The 19,921-nt window shown below is 39.5% G+C and carries 15 protein-coding genes; 8 read left to right on the top strand and 7 right to left on the bottom strand.

The genetic code is table 11. The features are described 5' to 3' along the window. Positions 1-2: 2 nt before the first annotated feature. The 3 genes from AC27FM_RS03310 to AC27FM_RS03300 all read right to left on the bottom strand — a co-directional run bounded on the left by AC27FM_RS03310 (position 3) and on the right by AC27FM_RS03300 (position 5,558). Positions 3-881 carry a MurR/RpiR family transcriptional regulator gene (locus AC27FM_RS03310; protein ID WP_487085910.1) on the bottom strand — a complete coding sequence of 293 codons (879 nt, stop codon included), beginning with the start codon at positions 879-881 and terminating at the stop codon, positions 3-5. A 486-nt stretch (positions 882-1,367) separates the two neighbouring features. Further along, complete coding sequence (locus AC27FM_RS03305; RefSeq protein ID WP_487085908.1) at positions 1,368-2,741, bottom strand: MATE family efflux transporter; 1,374 nt, start codon at positions 2,739-2,741, stop codon at positions 1,368-1,370. 105 nt (positions 2,742-2,846) lie between these two features. Then, on the bottom strand, positions 2,847-5,558 hold the full coding sequence (locus AC27FM_RS03300) for a glycoside hydrolase family 65 protein (RefSeq protein ID WP_487085906.1): 2,712 nt from the start codon (positions 5,556-5,558) through the stop codon (positions 2,847-2,849). 235 nt (positions 5,559-5,793) lie between these two features. On the opposite strand from AC27FM_RS03300, the gene AC27FM_RS03295 reads away from it, so the two are divergent. After that, on the top strand, positions 5,794-7,779 hold the full coding sequence (locus AC27FM_RS03295) for a PTS sugar transporter subunit IIABC (RefSeq protein WP_487085905.1): 1,986 nt from the start codon (positions 5,794-5,796) through the stop codon (positions 7,777-7,779). 79 nt (positions 7,780-7,858) lie between these two features. Here the strand turns inward: AC27FM_RS03295 and AC27FM_RS03290 are convergent, their stop codons facing one another. Together AC27FM_RS03290 and AC27FM_RS03285 are read right to left on the bottom strand one after the other, a co-directional pair. Further along, entirely contained in the window at positions 7,859-10,591 is a 2,733-nt protein-coding gene (locus AC27FM_RS03290; RefSeq protein ID WP_487085904.1) for an HAD-IC family P-type ATPase, read from the bottom strand. Between the two features lie 134 nt (positions 10,592-10,725). Continuing rightward, the gene (locus AC27FM_RS03285; protein WP_487085903.1) at positions 10,726-11,331 is read right to left on the bottom strand and encodes a TetR/AcrR family transcriptional regulator; all 606 of its coding nucleotides are present in this window, start codon (positions 11,329-11,331) and stop codon (positions 10,726-10,728) included. 136 nt (positions 11,332-11,467) lie between these two features. Here AC27FM_RS03285 and AC27FM_RS03280 point away from each other — a divergent pair, with 136 nt between their 5' ends. After that, on the top strand, positions 11,468-13,378 hold the full coding sequence (locus AC27FM_RS03280; RefSeq protein ID WP_487085902.1) for an oxidoreductase: 1,911 nt from the start codon (positions 11,468-11,470) through the stop codon (positions 13,376-13,378). A 102-nt stretch (positions 13,379-13,480) separates the two neighbouring features. Next, complete coding sequence (gene gntK, locus AC27FM_RS03275) at positions 13,481-14,974, top strand: gluconokinase (RefSeq protein WP_487085901.1); 1,494 nt, start codon at positions 13,481-13,483, stop codon at positions 14,972-14,974. Between the two features lie 34 nt (positions 14,975-15,008). Here the strand turns inward: gntK and AC27FM_RS03270 are convergent, their stop codons facing one another. Then, positions 15,009-15,455: a flavodoxin gene (locus AC27FM_RS03270; protein WP_487085900.1), complete on the bottom strand. Its 447-nt coding sequence runs from the start codon at positions 15,453-15,455 to the stop codon at positions 15,009-15,011. 30 nt (positions 15,456-15,485) lie between these two features. Continuing rightward, positions 15,486-15,827: a hypothetical protein gene (locus tag AC27FM_RS03265; RefSeq protein ID WP_487085899.1), complete on the bottom strand. Its 342-nt coding sequence runs from the start codon at positions 15,825-15,827 to the stop codon at positions 15,486-15,488. A gap of 283 nt (positions 15,828-16,110) precedes the next feature. Here AC27FM_RS03265 and AC27FM_RS03260 point away from each other — a divergent pair, with 283 nt between their 5' ends. From AC27FM_RS03260 to AC27FM_RS03240, 5 genes are all read left to right on the top strand, one after another. Continuing rightward, the gene (locus AC27FM_RS03260; RefSeq protein ID WP_487085898.1) at positions 16,111-16,707 is read left to right on the top strand and encodes an NAD(P)H-binding protein; all 597 of its coding nucleotides are present in this window, start codon (positions 16,111-16,113) and stop codon (positions 16,705-16,707) included. A gap of 10 nt (positions 16,708-16,717) precedes the next feature. Continuing rightward, positions 16,718-17,110 (top strand): MerR family transcriptional regulator, encoded by a 393-nt coding sequence (locus AC27FM_RS03255; protein WP_487085897.1) that lies wholly within the window; start codon positions 16,718-16,720, stop codon positions 17,108-17,110. After that, on the top strand, positions 17,103-17,804 hold the full coding sequence (locus AC27FM_RS03250) for a hypothetical protein (protein WP_487085896.1): 702 nt from the start codon (positions 17,103-17,105) through the stop codon (positions 17,802-17,804). The genes AC27FM_RS03255 and AC27FM_RS03250 overlap by 8 nt, the downstream gene beginning before the upstream one ends. A gap of 289 nt (positions 17,805-18,093) precedes the next feature. Then, the gene (locus AC27FM_RS03245) at positions 18,094-18,723 is read left to right on the top strand and encodes a DPBB and LysM peptidoglycan-binding domain-containing protein (RefSeq protein ID WP_487085895.1); all 630 of its coding nucleotides are present in this window, start codon (positions 18,094-18,096) and stop codon (positions 18,721-18,723) included. Between the two features lie 147 nt (positions 18,724-18,870). Continuing rightward, positions 18,871-19,881 carry a YhdH/YhfP family quinone oxidoreductase gene (locus AC27FM_RS03240; RefSeq protein WP_487085894.1) on the top strand — a complete coding sequence of 337 codons (1,011 nt, stop codon included), beginning with the start codon at positions 18,871-18,873 and terminating at the stop codon, positions 19,879-19,881. Positions 19,882-19,921: the final 40 nt, after the last annotated feature.

The raw sequence follows: 19,921 nt of genomic DNA, 5'->3' as shown, positions 1-19,921 counted from the left end.
TATCAATTTTCATCGTTGATAATCTGGTTTTTTATGTCTCGAAATTCAGTTAATTGTGATAGTTGTAGTTTGAATTGATAATTCTTATCATACTGCAGTTTGAATAATTCGGAGTAAAGAATGTCGAGGATTAAATTAATTGATTCTTGCGAAGAAAAATTAGCAATTTTAGAATACGAATGTTCTCGTGTCGTTACATTTAATGTCACGTCAGCCATTCTTGATAATTTATTATCACCAATACTTGTGATAGCAAGGATAGGAACACGATGATGCTTTAAAATATCAACAACGTCAAACAAAGGATCCGATTCTCCCGAATATGAAATGAAAATAGCACAGTCATTAGCGTTCATCATAGCCGCCTCTTGAAACATAGTATTTTGAATTGGAAAAGTTTCAGTTGGTTTATTGATGTGGCGCATTTTGAAGGTAAACTCTTGTGCTAGAAAAATCATGTCGGAGAGACCGAATAATTTGATGTTCTGACTACTGTCTAATAGATGAACAGCTTGTTCCAAAATTTCAGGTTTGAGCAATTGGATAGTGTCCATTAGACTTTTCGATTTTAAGTTAGCAATCTTATTCGCTACTGACATTAAGGAGTCATCGCTCGTAAAAGGGAAGTTAGCATCAAGATCAGTGAAGTTACTGTTCAAATAGGAAGTTTCTTCCAAAAAGGCATGTTTTAAATCGTTCCAACCATTGAAGCCTAATTTTTTAGCGATTCTAATCAATATTGAAGGAGAAGTGTAAGTTTCATTGGCGATGGATATAGTTGAATAATCGCGGATCAACTCTTGCTTTTCCAAAATAAAATCTACAATGATTTTTTCGTTAGGTGAGAAATGTGTAATTTTCATTTTTTCTTGTAGTAGCATGTTTTTTCTCCAATTTGTTATGTTTCAATTGTTGCATTAAAGGACAAAAAAAGACAACCTAAAAGGTTGCCAGTAGAGATTTGAATCTTCTCATTATGAGGAATAAGTTCACAGTTACCTATTTTCTTGCGTATCAATAAACGTGAATGCTACTGAAATGATACTTAGTGCAACGAGCATCCATATTACAAGGTCAGATTGAATAACTGAAAATGATAAAATGGCTAGTGCCAAAAGTAAATAGTACTTCCATGTTCTCTTTAACATTTTATTTATTCACCTGCCTATTCACCGTCAAGCTTAATATCGGTACATCATCATCTAGCATGACCGACGCTCGAGGTTTACGTTTATTAGCAGATTTACCATCTTGCATATCCATAAGTTCCATCGATATTCTCCTCTTTAATAATTAATAAGTTCTATTTGATTCACCTTCATTTTAACAGATTCAAATGAAAAAGAAATAATAAATAGATTTATTATTTAGCTGTGTTGATAGACGTCAGGTATACCTTCTTCTGGCGATTCTTGAAGCTTTTTAAGCCTACGTAACTCAATGTTCCAAGTGCTTACGAGTACCAATACTGAACCGATCCACGCTAATGGACTAGCCATAGCAGCACCATAGAATCCGAAGAATCGGATCATCACTACACTAGCAAATATCCGCATCAACAGTTCTGCCACTCCAGCAATCGTTGGTGCTTTTTGATTGCCCAAGCCTTGTAGCGTGTACCTGACGATGAATAAGATAGAAAGCATAAAGTACATGGTTCCGTTGAACCAATAATAGATTTGAATCAGATTCAGCACGTGCGTCTCAGGACCATTCATGAATAAATGTGAAATGTTGCGACCGAATAAGATCAAAATGGCACCAATTATCAAGCTAGAAGTGATCGACATTAGTAGACCTTTTTTTACTCCCTCTAAAATCCGTGAGTAGTTTTTGGCACCTAAATTCTGAGCCGTGTAATTGACTAAGGCGATCCCAAAACTCATAGCAGGTAAGGTCGCGATTTGTTCAACACGACCAGCTACTGTGTAGGCAGCAACGGCCTGAGCACCCAAGGTATTGAGCATGAACTGCAAAATAATCGAACCGATGGCAATGATTGAAGATTGAAATCCCATCGGCAAACTCATACGCAACAACTCTTTGATCTCAGCCTTGTCGATTTTAAAATCTGAAAAACTGACTATCAAATACGGTATTTTCTTTCTTATATAAAACCATAAAATAATCATGGTTATCGCTTGAGCTACAACAGTTGCTAAACCGGCACCGGCAACTCCCATATGTAAGTATAGGATGAAGATTAGTTCCAATAAGACGTTGAGGACAGTGCTGACCATCAAGAAGAATAGTGGAACTCGTGAATTGCCTAGTGCCCGCATGGTATTTCCTAAGAAGTCGAAGCCGACAAATGCAAAGATGCCAGCAAAGATTATTTCGAGAAATATAAAGGCATCGTGCAATAAGACCTTAGGCGTCTGCATTGCGACTAGAAGTGGATAGGCGACTAGCATGGCAATTATCGTGAAGATGACGGTGATGAACAGCGAGATAATGATGCCTGAAGCAAAACTCTTGGTTACACCGTATTCATCCCCAGCGCCAAAACGTCGGGCGGTCAAAATCGTTAGACCACTGGTCATGCCCATCGCAAAACCAACTACTAAACTAGTCAGACCGCCTGTTGCCCCGACACTTGCCAGAGCGTTGACACTGATGGTTTTACCAACGATCAAAGTGTCGATGAAATTATAAAATTGTTGGAAGAAGTTACCTAATAACAACGGAATTGTATATAAAAAGATAACTTTGATAGGTCTTCCAGTTGTTAAATCACTCATAAAATAACCCCCTCAAAAGTAATCACAATCACTCTATAATATACTTTTGTGGAGGTTATTCAATATATTTGTATTATTTTATTTAATAAATCATATAATGATCCATCAGTAACTCAAGATTTTTTCTTTGTGAGCCTCTAACTTTACCTTGTCGCCTTTGAAGACGACGATTATTTCTTTGTCAGGGATGACATTGACTTGATCGTGCGTAACGGTGAAGTAGAAGTGTGTACCTCTGAATAACATGTTGAACTTGATACTTTGCCAGGCGTCCGGAACATTTGGATTGATCTCTAATTCTGGTCCACGATAATCTATTCCGGCGAAGAAACAAGTTACGACATTCAACGTTGCGCCCATAACTCCTAGATGGATACCTTCAGCAGTAGTTCCACCTTGAATATCAGAGAAGTCAGAGGTCAGAGCTTGAGAGAATAAGTCCCAGGCGAGCTCGTTATTGTCCACCTTCAGTGCCAGCATGGCATAGACAATTCTAGATAGGGTCGATCCATGAGTTGTCCGATCTAGATAGTACTCGATATTCTTTGTTATGAAATCGTGTTTGTCTTTGATCTCATAACCTAAATCAGACATGATGTGAAAAAAAGTTGGTTCTCGCAACGAGTAGAGTGCCATCAAAGAATCGGCTTGCTTAGCAATTTGATAGTCATCAGGATTATCTCCTTCAGCCTTGAGGATTCGATCCATTCGGGAGATGTCGCCATATTGACGACGGTAATAGTCGAAGTCGATAGGTTGAAGTTTGAAATATCCCTCGAATTGAGCTAGGATGCCGTCTTTATTGAATTCCAGTTCTAGGTTGTGTCGAATTTTTTTAGTCAACTCGAGATCTTCCGTAGTAAAATGGGCACGTTTGTAGTTGTCATCCAAAACATCTTGAGGTTCATGAGTGGTGAAGTAGTCGACTTTTTTGAAGACCCAGCTCGTCATGATGTTAGTGTAAGCATTGTTTGTCAAACCACTGTCTTCTTCGTTGGGATAGCCTTCATGGAATTCATCCGGTCCCATGACATTGGAGATGGAGTACTTGTCAGCATCCTTGTCATATTCAGTCATACTGATCCAGAACTTAGTGATGTTCAGCAACATCTCCAGTCCGTAATCTCTGATGAAGTCTTCATCGTCAGTCATGCTGTAATAATTCCAGATATTATACGCAATTGATAAGGAGACATGGCGTTGTTTACGCGAATTATCGGGATCCCACTGATTAGTGATGGGGTTCAAATGCATAACTTGTGATTGTTCGTCTCCGTACATGCCACTCTGCCAAGGATACATTGCACCTTCGTTACCATTGGTATGTGCATATTCTTGAGCGGCCCCGAGACGATTGTAACGATACATCAGAAGTGACTTGGTCAGATCAGGATAATGAAGATTGTAATATGGCAAAATAAACAATTCATCCCAGAAAACATGCCCACGATAAGCTTCACCATGTAGTCCGCGTGCTCCGACCGAAACATCTAGGTCACAATTGACATTTTGTTGAGCTGATACTGTCGCATGAAAGGCATTGAGGTGAAGCAGTTTTTGGGAAGTGATATCGCCATCTATCTCCAAATATTCGTTGCTCCAAATATCTTGCCAACTTTCCATTGAATTACTGACGGCATCTGCGAACGTCTTGTGATACGAGTGAGATTTAACAGCTTCAACTAAGTTACTTTTGGTCTCTAGTGAAGTATAGATGCTGACGGTTTTTTCGACCGTATAAGTATTACCCTCGACCACATTAAAAGTGACCGTCTGTGCTACTTTGTCATGCAACTTATCGGTATGAATATTCAAGTCACTGAGATTTGGAGAATCAATCTTTGAACCAACGGCAATGTCAATATTTGAATGACGTGTATGTGACAGTAAAATGGCTACATTATCTTCTATCAGTGTTTTATCAGTGATCAAATGGTGATTATCGAGCTTTTTGTAACGCTCAACATTAGTGTTACGCACCTGTCCGTCGATTTCAGTGTGAATCTTCATTTCTCCAGAAAAATTCAAAGGTTGAACTGTATACTGCAACGAATAACTGTGATAGTTTTTCATATCAGCTACCTTACGACTAGTAACTTTCAGTCGCTTACCATTTTTGAGCCGAACGAACATGGTTGTTGTTAGTAGTCCCGTACGCATGTCGAGTGAGCGAAAGACGTTCTCGATCTCGTCGTCGTTGAATCGGAATTTTTCAGTATCATCAATGCTAAAAGTAATAAATTGTGCATTGGGTAAGTTGACGAGGTCTTCATTGACTATCTCTCGATCGTTGATACTAGTCTTCAACTGATTGTATACCCCAGCGACATAGGTCCCTGGGTAATTATCCTTATCAGCCTTTGCTTCCACATATGCGCCCCGAAGTCCAAAGTATCCATTGCCCAGCGTCTGCATGGCTTCTTGAGAATATTGATTCTTACCGACCTCGATACCGAAGTAGTCGAGATGCCAACCAGCATACTCGGCTTCAATGGAGGCCGCCTGTTTCAATCCTAGTTTGGCAACCTGATGAATACCCACCGTTGGGATGTGGAATAGGTTTTCCATATAAAGTCCAATATCAATAGGTTGGTCCAGACAACTGACGATCGTATCTCTTAATTCCATATCGAGTGGATTTAAAATAACGATAACGTCGAAGTATTCAGGTAATTTAGATTTAAAGTTAATAAAATTATCCTCTAGTTCCAACTTGGGATTGATATTGTAAGATTGTTGAACGGTCGCGGTAGTATTTTGATCTTCATAAGAATAGGTTATATGTTTATCGGTAACGGTTAAGTATAGTGGTGTCATAATACCCCTCCATTGATTATTTGTTTAAACATATTCTTATTCAGTATTATAACTTTATTTGTTTAAACAAATGATACAAAATTCATAAAAATTATTATCCAAATATGATGTTTAAACATCTTTTAAATGTAGTATCTTATGTTTGTAAATAATGGCGATAGATAAGTAAATTTTTCTTGATTACAACTTATCTATCGCCTTTTTTATAAAAAATAAGTGCTAGGAGGGTGTCTCTATGAAAAACACAATAACCATGCTCTCCCCAGTCAGTGGAGATCTTGTGAAGATCGAAAGTGTCCACGACCCAATGTTTTCCGAAAAGGCAATGGGTGATGGGTTTGGTGTGATACCAAGTGACAGTAGTATTGTTTCTCCAGTATCTGGAAAGATTGTTTTAGTCGCCAGTACCAAACACGCCATCGGTATCGATTCGGATGATGGATTAGAAGTTTTGATCCACATGGGCGTTGATACAGTCGAAATGAATGGCAAGCCATTTGATCTTTATGTCAAAGAGGGCGATACCGTTAAGGCAGGGCAGCAACTTGCAACGATGGATGTGGCAAGCATCAAAGACGCTGGTAAAATAACTGACGTGATCATTGCTATTACCAATACTGCGCAAGTGCTAAAAGAAATAAATGTTCATGTTGGTAATATCGATGGCGGGGATTCGGCCGCGACTGCGAGTTTATTCGCTAAAGGTGAAAATAGTTCGGGTGGTACTTCTAATAAGAAAAAAATCGACTTCGATGCACTAGCCACGCAGATTGTAAAAAATGTCGGTGGTCCTAGTAACGTTGATAATGTTATTCATTGCATAACCCGAGTACGTTTTTACTTAAAAGACGATACAATTGCTAAAGATGATGTCATCAAAAACTTAGACGGAGTTCTCGATATTGCTCGAGCGGGTGGGCAGTATCAAGTTGTTATCGGTCCAGCAGTCGAGGATGTCTTCGATGCCGTAGTAGAACATTTGGGACCAGGTATCGGTACGAATGACAATGAAGCCCAAGCAAAAAAAGAACCAGCACCAAAAGGTATCTGGCCTAAGACGAAGTATTACTTTGGGTCGTTGATCGGTGTAATCACTGCTAGCATGATGCCAATAATTGGCTTACTAGCAGCAGCTGGTATTCTCAAGGGACTAGTATCGCTGATCGTATCAGCCAAATGGCTATCTGACACTAGTACGACCTATATGATCGTCAGTGCCATGGGCGATTCAGTCTTTTATTTCTTACCGATTTTAGTAGGTTTCACCGCTGCTAAGCGACTGGGAGCTAACCAAATAATCGTTGGTGTTATTGGTGGAGTGTTGGCTTATCCAACCTTGGTGCAATTAGCGGCAAAAACTAGTTCTGTCCAAATGAACATGAACGCCGAATTTTTTGGAATTCCCATTCATGTTGCCAACTATACTTATTCGATTTTTCCGATGATCGCGGCAGCTTGGCTAGCTTCGATGATTGAGCCATGGCTCAAAAAACATATTCCAGCCACGGTCAGAATGATTGTCAGTCCTTTAGTGGAGGTCTTTCTAGTTAGTGCAATCATTCTGGTTATCGTTGGTCCTATCATTACACTGATGAGTTCCTATCTAGCTATGGGTATCGTTGCTCTACTCAACTTTAGTCCAGCACTGTCAGGTTTGATCATTGGTGGGTTCTATCAGTGCTTAGTTATCTTCGGTTTGCACTGGGCAGTTATTCCAGTTGTTGCTAACCAGATAGCTACGACGGGTCACAGTGCACTGAATGCGATCGTGTCAGCTACGATGGTCGCTCAAGGGGCGGCAGTTATGGCCGTATTCTTCAAGACCAAGAAGAACGTTGCTATGAAGCAAATCGCTGGTGCTGCAACAATCTCAGCCTTTGCGGGCATAACTGAACCAGCAATGTATGGTATCAACTTGAAGTACGGTAGGATCTTCTGGACGGCTAATATCGGTGGAGCTGTCGGTGGTCTATTGACAGGCCTGTTCCACGTTGATATGTGGGGCTTCGCTGGCTCATTGATCGGATTCGCATCATTCATCAATCCTAAAGGGATGGATGGAAGTTTCACGGGATACTTGATTGCTTCAGCCGTAACGATCGTTGTTTCGTTCACCTGTACTTACTTGTTTGGATTCAAGGAACAAGACCTTGAAGAAAACGTTCATGAAGTGGGCAAAGTCAGATTAGGTAGTCGTGAACCTGCTGTAAAAAATAATTAATCTCAAAACCTCTGAAATTATTTAGAGGTTTTTTTGCTATCAAAAAAGGCACATTCTTGCGAATGTACCTAGAGTTTGATTACATTTTCATTTTATCAATACGTACTTTTTGCCAACGCAAGTGTGTTAGTTTAACTGCTTCGGCAACTACCAAGACGATGAATCCAGCGATGATCGGGATGCCCCAACCGTACCAGAAATTAACATTAGTTGTGTGGAAAATTTCTTGCATGAATGGTAGATAGATGATTCCCATCTGTAAGATGATCAAAACTCCAATGATGTAGAAAGCCTTTTTGTTTTGGAAGAAATACTTCGATATGACGGGGTGATTATTCCGCAAGTTGAAGAGATAGAATATCTTACCGAAGATGATCACGTTCAGCGTCATAGTGCTACATACTGCAGCAGGAACCCCCTGTCCTAGTAAGTAATCATAGGCTATCATACCTAACCCGGAGATCAGGATGGAGATATAGATTATTTCGAGGATGTTGAACTTACTCAAAATCCCCTTGTGAATATTACGTGGGCCACGAGCCATGATCCCACTTTCAGTGGGTTCGAAGATGAAGGCGAATTGAATCGTCAAGGCAGAGACCATATTGATCCACAACAATTGTGTAGGGAATAGTGGCAATTCTTGACCGAGGACGATACTCATCACTACGATCAGACCTTCAGCGAAACTAGTTGGTAACAAGAAACGAATCGTCTTGCGAATGTTATCGAAGACGTGACGACCTTCTTTAACAGCCGTAAGGATCGTAGTGAAGTTGTCATTAGCTAGCACCATATCAGCGGCACCTTTAGCAACGTCAGTACCTTTGATACCCATGGCGACACCGATATCAGCTTGTTTAAGAGCAGGCGCATCATTGACGCCATCACCAGTCATTGAGACAACGTGGTCGTTAGCTTGTTGCGCACGAACAATCCTGAGTTTGTCTGCCGGTGTAGTACGAGCAAAGACAGAGTAACGGTCAATTTGGTCAGCTAAAGTTTCGTCAGACATTTTGTTGATTTCCAAACCAGTCAGAGCTTGTGGATTGTCTGATAGATTCAACTGTTTGGCGATAGCCTTAGCAGTATTGGGATCATCACCAGTGATCATTTTAACCTTGATACCGGCATAACGTAGTTCTTCAACGACTTTGGCGACTTCTTCTCTAGGTGGGTCAATGATTCCGACCATACCTACTAAGTCAAAGTTCTTACCCACATCTTGTCGGTCGATAGATTCTAAGTCGCTGTTGACGAGCTGATGACCTAGAGCCACGACACGTTTACCTTGTTTCGTTAACTCTTCAATTTTTTGATGCCACATTTCTGTATCATAGTGAGCGCCGTGTTGATTTGCTAGTTTCATGAGTGTTTCCGGTGCACCTTTGACGAATAATTGGCGAGTGTTATTTTGGTCAACTAGACGAGCTGAAAATCTAAAGGCGGAATCAAATGGCAATGAATCAATCTCTTCAACCTCTGGGTCGGTACTAGTTAATTTATGATAGAGCGCAGTTAATGCACCATCAGTTGGTTCGCCAGTCAAAGTCCACTTATCATTTTTTAAGTGGAATTCAGCATCGGAAGTTTGACCGGCGATTTCGACTAACCAATCTAGATTGGGATGGTCCTTCCAATTTATCTCTTGTTGTCGGTCATCGACTACATGTCCGTCAGCGTCGTAGCCGACACCTGTTACCGTGTAATGATGTTTAGCAGTGATGATGTCAGTCACGGTCATTTCGTTTTTAGTCAGTGTACCCGTCTTGTCAGTATTGACGATATCGACAGCACCGAGTGTTTCAACGGCAGGTAGCGACTTGACGATGGCGTGTTGCTTAGTTAATTGACGCGTCCCCATCGCAAGGACGACGGACGTACTAGCTGGTAATCCTTCAGGCATTGAACCAACGACCATAGTGATTACGGCAATCAATAGAGTAGGTAAACTATAAATCTTAGTTATCCAACCAAGGATGAATAAAAGAATTGCGGCTACAACGATGGCAATCGACAATCCTAATCCTAGACGGTTTAAGTTTTGAGTTAGGGGTGTGGCCTTGTTCTTTACTTGTGAAACGTTTTGTTGAATCTGACCAATCTGCATCTCATGACCAGTCGCAACTACGATACCAGTCCCGGAACCATTAGTGACAGATGTGGAAGCGAAGGCCATGTTTTTTTGGTCGGCTAAGGATAGTGCATCTTGGTCGATAGCCTCTTCGATTTTTTCAACTGAATTAGTTTCACCGGTAAGGACAGATTCTTGAATACGTAGGTTATCAGCTGCCACCAATCGTAAATCGGCGGGAACTGTATCGCCAGCTTCTAGCTGGACTAAATCTCCCGGAACCAAGTGCTTAGATTCAATCGTGATTTTTTTGCCATCACGGATGACGTAACATTTGGCGACTAACAAGTCCTTGATCTTAGCTAGGGCGTTGTCAGCCGACAATTCTTGAAAGAATCCGATGAAGGCATTGGCGATAATAACTAGTCCAATAACGACAGAATCGGAATAATGATGTAGTAGAAAGGTAATGATAGCTGCCGCCGCAAGAATATAAATAATACTGCTGTTGAATTGTTTGATGAATCGCAGTAAGTTAGATGGTTTCTTTGCTGGTAGCTCATTCTTTCCATAGGTTGTCAGTCGTTGTTTTGCTTCGGCTGGCGTTAACCCATTTTCGGCATTAGTTTGCCACTGCTTTTCTAATTGTTCAGTGGACTTCTTCCATGAAGACTGCTGTCCAGGGTCGGCATCATCAGGCTGTAAGTCTGTTGATGACATTTGAGTATTGCTTTCCATTTATATACCTCTTTTATTTTTTATTATTTCTAAAATCATCATATCTAATAATTAGTTTGTAAGTCAATAAGATAATTCTTAGCATGGACTAATTATCAGAAATCACAAAAAAGATTGAATTTATTTTCAATCTTTTATGGTTCGACTGGGAATACTTGCTGGTTGAAGATACATTCAGTGTATTCTTTGTATTTTGGTTGAACATCAAAAATAACTTCGATCGACGCAATAACATTTTTCATGGCGTCTCTGTTGTCATTTTTTATTGCCCAAAACACTTCATAACCAGTAAAAAGAAATGAGGCCGCAATAAATAATTCTTTTGGATCCTGCTGATTTCTTATTTCTGCGGAAGATTGTGCTTTAGAAATTAATTGCACACACATTTTCGCAAATTTTTGATTGAAATCAAATGATCCTTGGTCTTTTTTGAGGTTAGTAATGAATAGTTGACTTACTAAATCAGGACCAATAACAACACTAGATTTTATTAGTTGTGTGAATAGTTCGATAAATTGGACCCAGTAGTCTTCTTCAGATTTTTTTATTTTGAGTGACATGTTATCGACTACCTGATCGTAGTAGTGGATCAATAAGTCTGATTTAGCTTTGAAGTGATAATAAAAAGCAGGCTTGGTCAAATCACAGGCAGCACAAATATCATCTACACTTACTGCTTGATAGGATTTTTCTTGGAATAACTGATAAGCATTCCTTAAAATTAATTTTTTAGTATCCAAAAGCTTGTCCTCCGTTGCGTTAGCTATAGTTTACCATAAAGTATGTTTATACATCTGGTTGCGCTTTCATTTAAAAAGTGTTATCTTTACTTTAGTAAAGATTGTGAATAACATAACTAGAGAAAGGGTGATTATTTTGGATTTATTTAAACGTGGAAAAATAGGAAATGTTAAATTAAAAAATAGAATTATTATGGCCCCAATGGGAACCAAGCCCACTGCTGACGGAAGTTATTCAGACAACGCGATTAATTATTTTGAGGAACGTGCCAAAGGTGGAGTCGGACTGATTATTACTGGGGCAAATATCGCTAGCACTAAATATGAAACTCGACCAGAGAATGAATTGTCAGATTTCCATAATGTGGAAAAACTCGCAGTGATGATCGAGCGTTGCCATCATTATGGAACTAAAGTATTTGTTCAAATTACACCGGGATTGGGTCGAATGGTCTACGCAGATCCATACACACCACCTTACTCAGCTAGTGATGAGGCACATTCGTTTTGGTTCCCAAATTTAAAATGTCGAATGTTGACGGTGGATGACATTCATTATCTAACTGAACGTATGGCTTATTCAGCTAGTTTGGCACAGGCTGCTGGTGCAGATGGAGTAGAGTTGCACGGTTATGGTGGGTATTTATTAGATCAATTCCATTCAAGTTTGTGGAATAAACGTAAAGACGAGTACGGCGGGAGTTTGGAGAACCGACTACGTTTTTCAACTGAAATAATTTCAGCCATTCATGAGAAATGTGGAGCTGACTTCCCAGTTTCCATGAAATTCACCGCATATCATGGCATAGAAGGTGGACGTCAACTTGACGAAGGTGTTGAGATGGCAAAAATTTTTGAAAAGGCTGGAGTATCAGATTTACACGTCGATGTTGGTTGCTATGAAGTTTGGTACAAGGCTATCACGACAGTTTATGAAAAACCAATGCATCAAATTTTTGCGGCTAAAGCTGTCAAGGCCGCCGTTAATGTTCCTGTTATTACTCAAGGTAAGTTGAACGACCCAATGGATGCTGAAAAAGTTCTTGAAGATGGTGATGCTGATTATATTGCGCTGGGGCATCAGATGTTAGCAGATCCACATTGGGCAAACAAAGTTAAAGAAGGTAATTTTGATCGAATAACACCATGTATTGGTTGTAATGAATGCTTGCTAGGTGGATTCAGTGGTAAACATTATTACTGTACAGTTAATCCACTTTGTTACGCCGAAAAAGATTATCAACTTACACCCGCTACTAGCAAGAAGCGAGTTCTGGTCATCGGTGGTGGACCCGGTGGTATGGAAGCCGCATTGACCGCCGCAAGACGTGGATTTGAAGTTGAATTGTGGGAAAAGACAACTCAATTAGGTGGGAATATGTTTGTTGCCGGATATCCATCCTTCAAAACCGACGTTATGAAGTTCGTTGAATTCTTGAAACGTGAAATCAGTCGCTTGAATGTCAATATCCGTTATAATACAGCCGCTACATCCGAAAATGTTCTGGCTGGTAATTATGACAAAGTCATCTTAGCCGCAGGTGCTACTGGAAAAGTACCACCGATTGAAGGGGTTGATAATGCAAGTCAAGCCGAAGAATATTTAGTACAAAAGAAGCAACCCGGTGACAATGTCGTCGTTATCGGTGGTGGATTAGTTGGGTGTGAAACAGCATTAGATCTGAGTTCACGCTCTAACAATGTGACCGTAGTCGAAATGTTAGATGACATTTTGAAGACAGGAGCACATTCCACAAATAATGTTTTATCGTTGCGCGATCATTTGAAGGAAGCACAAGTTCAATTGGACACTGGTGTCAAGGTGAAAGCAATTACTAAGGATGCCGTAGTCATTGATGACAATGGATCGGAAAGAGAAATTCCTTGTGATACTGCCGTTATCGCTGCTGGATATAGTGCAAATGATTCCTTAGAAGATGCTTTGGAAGATAAAGTCGATCTCACCGTAGTAGGAGACGCTGTTTCCCCTAGAAAGATCATGGATGCAGTTCATGAAGCATATCATGCAATTCGAGTTATGGAATAATAAAAAGCACGTTATATCATCAAAATGATATAACGTGCTTTTTTGTATTCCTCAACAATTAGTCTTAAACTAAACATACTCAACCAATTAGGAGACATAAATATGGACTATACAATCGGAATCGACATTGGAACAACCAGCACCAAGTGCGTCTTGTACGATGTGAACGGTAAAATCATTTCGCATGCTGATCGAGGCTATCAATTGTATCAAACTGAAGCGGGAATGGCAGAAGAGGATCCGGAAGAAATTTTTTCAGCTGTTTTGGAGACATTGAAGAAGGTCATCAGTGGGATCGACCCTGATAAATTAACAGGCGTATCGTTTTCGACTGCTATGCATAGTTTGATATTGATGGACGGCAACGGTAAGGCACTGACTAGAGCCTATACGTGGGCTGACAATCGAGCTGTCAAATATTCTGATGAATTAAGAAGCAGTGGACTGGGCGCAGAGATTTATCAAAAAACTGGAACACCGATTCATCCAATGTCACCATTGTCCAAAATGTTATGGCTAAAAAATGAACATGCAGAACTCTTCAAACGAGCAAAAAAGTTTATTGATATTAAATCTTTTATCTTTCACAAATTATTTAATACATATAAAATCGATTATTCAATAGCCTCGGCAACGGGAATGTTCAACATCTTTGATCTGAAGTGGGAACCCCAAGCATTACAATTACTTAATATAGAAGAAACACGTTTGCCGGAAGTAGTTGCTACGACAGATTTTGTCAAAGGAATCAATGACGAGTACGGTAAGATGTTGCATATCAGTGCGGATGTCCCGTTCATATTTGGCGCCAGCGATGGGGTGCTTTCCAATCTGGGTGTCGATGCCATTGATCAGGGGGTAGTTGCTGTCACTATTGGTACTAGCGGTGCCGTTCGAGTAGTCGTAGATACACCGATCATCGACCCGCAAGGAAGATTATTCTGTTATGCGCTGACTAAGGACAAGTGGGTAATTGGTGGGCCGGTAAATAACGGCGGAATAGTTTTGCGCTGGGTACGTGATCAATTATTCGACGCAAAGGTCAGCTATGACGAACTGACGCAAATAGCAAGTCAGGTACCTGCCGGTGCAAATGGTTTATTATTTCAACCATATCTAGGTGGAGAGCGTGCTCCGATTTGGAATGCCTATGCCCGTGGTTCCTTCTTCGGATTGACCCGTCAACATACCAGAGCTGACATGACTCGTTCCGCCTTGGAAGGTATCGTCTTCAACCTCTACGCAGTGATGAATTTGATTGAAAAAATAACGGGAAAACCAAGAAGGATTCAGGCCACTGGTGGATTTGCACGTTCAAAATTATGGTGTCAGATCTTGGCAGATATTTTTGATCAAGACGTAACTATCCCTAAGAGTTTTGAAAGCTCCTGTTTAGGTGCAGCTGTCTTGGGGATGTATTCTTTAAATCTGATCGATGATCTGACGGAAGTAAAGAATATGATCGGTATTACAGATATTTATCATCCTGATCCAGCAAATGTAGAAAGCTATCAAGAATTATTTCCGATTTGGCAACGAATCACCGAGGTGTTAGAACCAGAATACAAACTTCTTGCGGATTTTCAGAATAAATAAAAATGTCGTGCATCTGAACATGCACGACATTTTGTTATTTCAAACCGTTGGTGATTTCACTCTCAGAATTTGCTCTAAAGCCAGATTCTAAGCTGATGTCATGGCCTTTGACCATGTTTTGTACATAAGGAGCCGTGATCTCGAATGTGCTCGAGCCACTCGTGGAGAATGGAACCACAGTTTTTCCATCAAGGTTGAACTTTTCGAAGAAACTATTTATGACCATTGGTGGTTGCTCGTACCAAGTTGGGTAGCCTAAGTAAATTTTGTCATAATCGGTTAGATTCAATTGGCTAGTTATTTCTGGGTGCACGTTTGTGTCACGTTGTTTCTGAGCCAGTGCTGCTAAGTCGTCAAAGTTTGTGGGCCAGCTTTGATTTGATTTCAGTTCTTCGATATCAGAACCAGTCTTTTTAGCGATAGATTCCGCCGCATGCTTGGTATTTCCTGATGTAGTAAAATAAATAACAATAGATTTCAAAACAATTCCTCCTTTATTTGGAACAGAGTATCAATCGATGGGATCCAAAATTTTATAATTCAATCCTGATAACTTTAGGAATTCAGTCGAAATAGTTTCGATTGTAGAATTCTCATTAGATAATTTATCTATCAAAACGATATCAGGCACTTGATACACCTTCATCGACTCTACTATCGTAGGGATCAGGTCAACAGAAGATTGATCGTCAAGAGTTACTATGACTAGGTCTTGGTTTTCCATCGCTTTATCCAAAACCAATCTGTCTGAATAGTTTCTTCCTATAATAATAGTACGTGATTGTTTATCAAATAAATCATAAAGTTCTGATTGATCCTGCAATTGAGTTCCTAGAATTAAAACGTTTGTCATAGACTGCTCCTTTATTAGATATATTTATATTTTAAACCAATAAGATTATGAAAAGGGTATTATTACGTTTTTTAGTTTCTTCTATAAATACAACCTTCATAATAGACCTTCAAGTACACTTTAGAGCAAGGGTTTTCATAATAAAAAAATTAATAAATAAAAATCTTGCATTAAAGTATAGTTTAAGGTTTATATTAATACCAGAGAGTGAAAGAGAACATTCTCTCTGTTACTAATTAAAATAGAGAATGACAGTATATTGGGAAGCATGAGGTGAATCAAGATGGAAAATGTATTATTGATAGGTGCAAGTGGGTCAATCGGATCAGTCGTCAGACAGGACCTATTGACCTCAAGTGAAAATCATTTAACGTTGTTCGTTCGAGATGTCGATCGCTTAGGTGAGATAGACGAAGAAAGAGAGACAGTGTTTGCCGGCAATGCGACGAATATCGACGATGTTAACGCAGCTGTGGAGAATCAAGATGTTGTCTTCATCGGTGTTACGGGAGAACTACCACAAATCACCCAAAACGTCGTTGATGCGATGCACAATAATGGAGTCAAGCGTGTGATTTTGATCAGCTCTATGGGTATCTATAATGAAGTAAATTCTGATGGAAATAGTGATAACATTGAACCAGTCTTGATCCCATATCGTCAAGCTGCTGATATCGTTGAGGGTTCAGACTTGGATTCAACTGTTATCCGTCCTAGTTGGTTTGATGACAATGCCGACTTGAACTATCAAATAACTTTTAAGGGTGAGACTTTTGTCGGCAGAAATGTATCGAGAAGAAGTGTCTCAGACTTAGTAACTAGGATCATCAATGAACCAACGTTATACGAAAATGAAAGTCTTGGAATAAGTCGAGCATAGAGGTGATGGAATGAATATCAAAGAAATCGCAATGAAATATGAATTAAGTGAAGCTACGATCAGATACTACGAAAAAGTGGGGTTGATCCCACCAGTCCATCGCAACAGTGTTGGCTATCGTGACTTCACGCAAGAAGATGAGAATTGGATCAATTTTGCTAAATGCATGCGCATGTCTGGCATGTCAGTCGAGTCATTAGCTGAATATATTTCACTTTTTGGAAAAGGTGACGAAACTGTTGCCCGCCGTAAACAAATCCTCGAGGAACAACAAGCAGTTATCAAAGCCAAGCTAGATGAGATGCAGAATACATATGATCGTATCTCCATGAAGATCGATACATATGATGAGCACTTGGCAAAATTTGAAGAGGAACTCGAAAACCAAAAAGAAAATGTCTAATGTTACTTATTATTCAGTCATGAAAAATGATTCGTTGATTCAGCCCTGGACTAAGGACAGTCAAACAGTCATTAAAAAGTTAAAACAAGATCACAAAGGTGTCTTGATCAGTTTGACAGGTGATTCTCAGGCCTCGCTTGATGATTTGATAGATATTGGCAAGTTGAATATTTACGATCAAGAAACTATGGACGAGTTTATGAACGAAAAAACTTGCGGTGATATTTATTTGGATAATGCATTTACTTTAATAGATAGTTTAGAGACAAAATATGATGTGAATGATTCTCAATATTCATTTGAAATTTATCTCGCAACGGCATTAGCTAAGAAGATGCAAATATCTAAGAAAATGAGTTGGATTCTGATGACGGCCTTTATTAACCTGCATAATCCTCAATTGACAGATTTGATATTGGATTATCCGGGCCATGACTGGAAGCCTTTTGACAGTGAGTTTTTTGATAAATTAATAGAAAAACCCTACGATCCACCATTTTTGAATCAAGATAGGGAGATCACTACTTACTTCAAATCAGAATTGTTTGAATATAATTTAGTTGCTAAGGCGTTCCAAGATTTGAACGAATTGAGGAAGATAGGTAACGATAAATTGTCTTTGAACAAATTACAAAACCAACATTCTTTTGAATTAGTCAGAATGAGTTTTGAATTGTTGAAATATTTTTCATAAGGTAAAATAAGAAAAAAGCCCATTTAACGGGCTTTTTTGTTTTTTTTAATAAATTATTAAAAAATAATTTCAAAAAAAGTTGTAAATTATTAGTATTTTTCTGAAATTTACTATCACCCGTAGTTATTGGTATGATAGGATTTTGCTTATCAATTGTTGCAGTTGTGTTACTAATGTTACATAAATGCCGGGTTTTGTAATGCTATTTAGGTTTTTGTGTAACATAAGCCTGTTATTATATCTCTCATAGCGTTGAGAGCTAAAGAAAATATAAGGATGTTTTAAATTTATGAAAAAAGTATTATCTATTGCTTTATTAAGTACAACAGCCCTAACTGCAATGGGAGCAACTGCAAAAACTGCTGAAGCTGCGATCACAGTAGACAGCACTCGCGTGACAGTTGAAGCAGGTGACACATACAAGAGTATCGCTGCTAATAATGGAGTTACAATTGCAGAACTAGAACAAGCTAACGGTCGTGAAGTTGGTGGATTCGACTTGATCTTCCCAGGAGAAACAGTTTATCTACCATCAGCAACTGCACAAGCTACTACAGAATCAACACAAACTGCTCAAACAGAACAAGCTACACAAACAGCTCAAACACAAGCTGTTCAAAGTACAACTACTAACACAACAACAAGTACAGGTACAGCAGCTGGTACTTTCAAGATCAGTTTTTATGATCCAGCTGTCTTAGGTTCAAACATGGGTTATAGCGGTGTTGCTGCTAACTTATCAGTATTCCCTAAGGGTACACAATTGAAGATCACATTGGCTGACGGTACAGTATTGTACAGAACAGTTAATGATACGGGAACATTTGCATACAGCAATCCACAACAATTAGACGTTGCAATGCCAAATGCTTCAATTCCTTCATATGGTGTAACTTCAGCTACAGTTGAAGTACTTTAAGATTTAATTACCAAAAAATTTATTGCATTTGAATAGTTTCAAGACAAAACCCGATGAGAAGTCCGAGAAATCTTTTAATAGATTTTTCGGGCTTTTTTGGTGTCTTCCAACATATGGTAATCTATTCTCATAAGAGAGGTGCTGAACATGGACAATTTCAAGGCAATCGTCGTAGAGGATGAGCAGGGATTCAATTATGGTATAAAAAAAATCACTTTAAAGGACTTATCAAGTGGTAGTGTTTTGGTCAGAGTTGCGTATAGTTCCATCAATTACAAGGACATGCTGGCACTTCAACCTCACGGTGGGGTGATCCGTGATTATCCGATGATTCCGGGGATCGATGCAAGTGGTGTCGTTGTAGAATCAAGTGATCCTCGATTCACATCGGGAGATGAGGTCTTGATCACAGGCCTTCAGCTGGGGATGTCTCACACTGGAGGCTTGTCTGAGTATGTCAGAGTTCCAGCTGATTGGCTGGTTAGATTACCAGCACGATTGTCGATGAAACAGGCGATGATAATTGGTACGGCTGGATTTACAGCCGCATTATCAATTGATAAGTTATCGAATAACGGCATGGTTCAAGTTGATGATCCAGAAGTGTTAGTTACTGGGGCAACTGGTGGAGTGGGTAGTATTGCCGTTCAAATGTTAGCTCAGATGGGATTCACTCACATCAATGCATTGGTCAGAAAGGATTATCAAGAAGAAGTTGCTAGAAAATTAGGAGCTACTAGTATCTTGAGACCAGTGGACATTGCAGCCAATGGCAAACCGTTAGATAAACAAAGGTTTGATTTTATCATAGATACAGTAGGTGGTGAAGTGGCTTCTAGCTTGTTGTCGAAGATTTATTACGGCGGCAGTATGACAATGTGTGGTAATGCAGGTGGAATCAAGCTGGATACAAACGTCTTACCGTTTATTTTGCGTGGTGTAAGTTTATTCGGTATCGACTCGGTCAATTATCCCATCGCACAACGAGCACGGATCTGGGAAAAATTCACTGCTGAATGGAATGTGTTTGAGAAGTTACAATACAATGAAGTGGGACTGGATGAGGTACCAGAAGTTATTGAACAAATAAAAAATGGTCATCATATCGGACGTACCATCGTTAATCTGACTGATGGTGAGTCAAAATCTACCGACTAAACAATCACCTAATGATACAATTAACGTATTTCGGAGGATA

It is taken from the genome of Companilactobacillus sp. y65-5, from assembly GCF_057541095.1.
Note: the sequence above shows the minus strand (reverse complement) of the source record. Positions and strands in the feature narration are given on the sequence as shown.

What these genes read in the sequence shown, in the direction of transcription:
- AC27FM_RS03265 (WP_487085899.1), bottom strand. Translation starts at nt 15,827, where the DNA reads ATGACAAACGTTTTAATTCTAGGAACTCAATTGCAGGATCAATCAGAA.
- AC27FM_RS03300 (WP_487085906.1), bottom strand. Translation starts at nt 5,558, where the DNA reads ATGACACCACTATACTTAACCGTTACCGATAAACATATAACCTATTCT.
- AC27FM_RS03305 (WP_487085908.1), bottom strand. Translation starts at nt 2,741, where the DNA reads ATGAGTGATTTAACAACTGGAAGACCTATCAAAGTTATCTTTTTATAT.
- AC27FM_RS03290 (WP_487085904.1), bottom strand. Translation starts at nt 10,591, where the DNA reads ATGGAAAGCAATACTCAAATGTCATCAACAGACTTACAGCCTGATGAT.
- AC27FM_RS03245 (WP_487085895.1), top strand. Translation starts at nt 18,094, where the DNA reads ATGAAAAAAGTATTATCTATTGCTTTATTAAGTACAACAGCCCTAACT.
- AC27FM_RS03240 (WP_487085894.1), top strand. Translation starts at nt 18,871, where the DNA reads ATGGACAATTTCAAGGCAATCGTCGTAGAGGATGAGCAGGGATTCAAT.
- AC27FM_RS03255 (WP_487085897.1), top strand. Translation starts at nt 16,718, where the DNA reads ATGAATATCAAAGAAATCGCAATGAAATATGAATTAAGTGAAGCTACG.
- AC27FM_RS03310 (WP_487085910.1), bottom strand. Translation starts at nt 881, where the DNA reads ATGCTACTACAAGAAAAAATGAAAATTACACATTTCTCACCTAACGAA.
- AC27FM_RS03295 (WP_487085905.1), top strand. Translation starts at nt 5,794, where the DNA reads ATGAAAAACACAATAACCATGCTCTCCCCAGTCAGTGGAGATCTTGTG.
- AC27FM_RS03260 (WP_487085898.1), top strand. Translation starts at nt 16,111, where the DNA reads ATGGAAAATGTATTATTGATAGGTGCAAGTGGGTCAATCGGATCAGTC.
- AC27FM_RS03250 (WP_487085896.1), top strand. Translation starts at nt 17,103, where the DNA reads ATGTCTAATGTTACTTATTATTCAGTCATGAAAAATGATTCGTTGATT.
- gntK (WP_487085901.1), top strand. Translation starts at nt 13,481, where the DNA reads ATGGACTATACAATCGGAATCGACATTGGAACAACCAGCACCAAGTGC.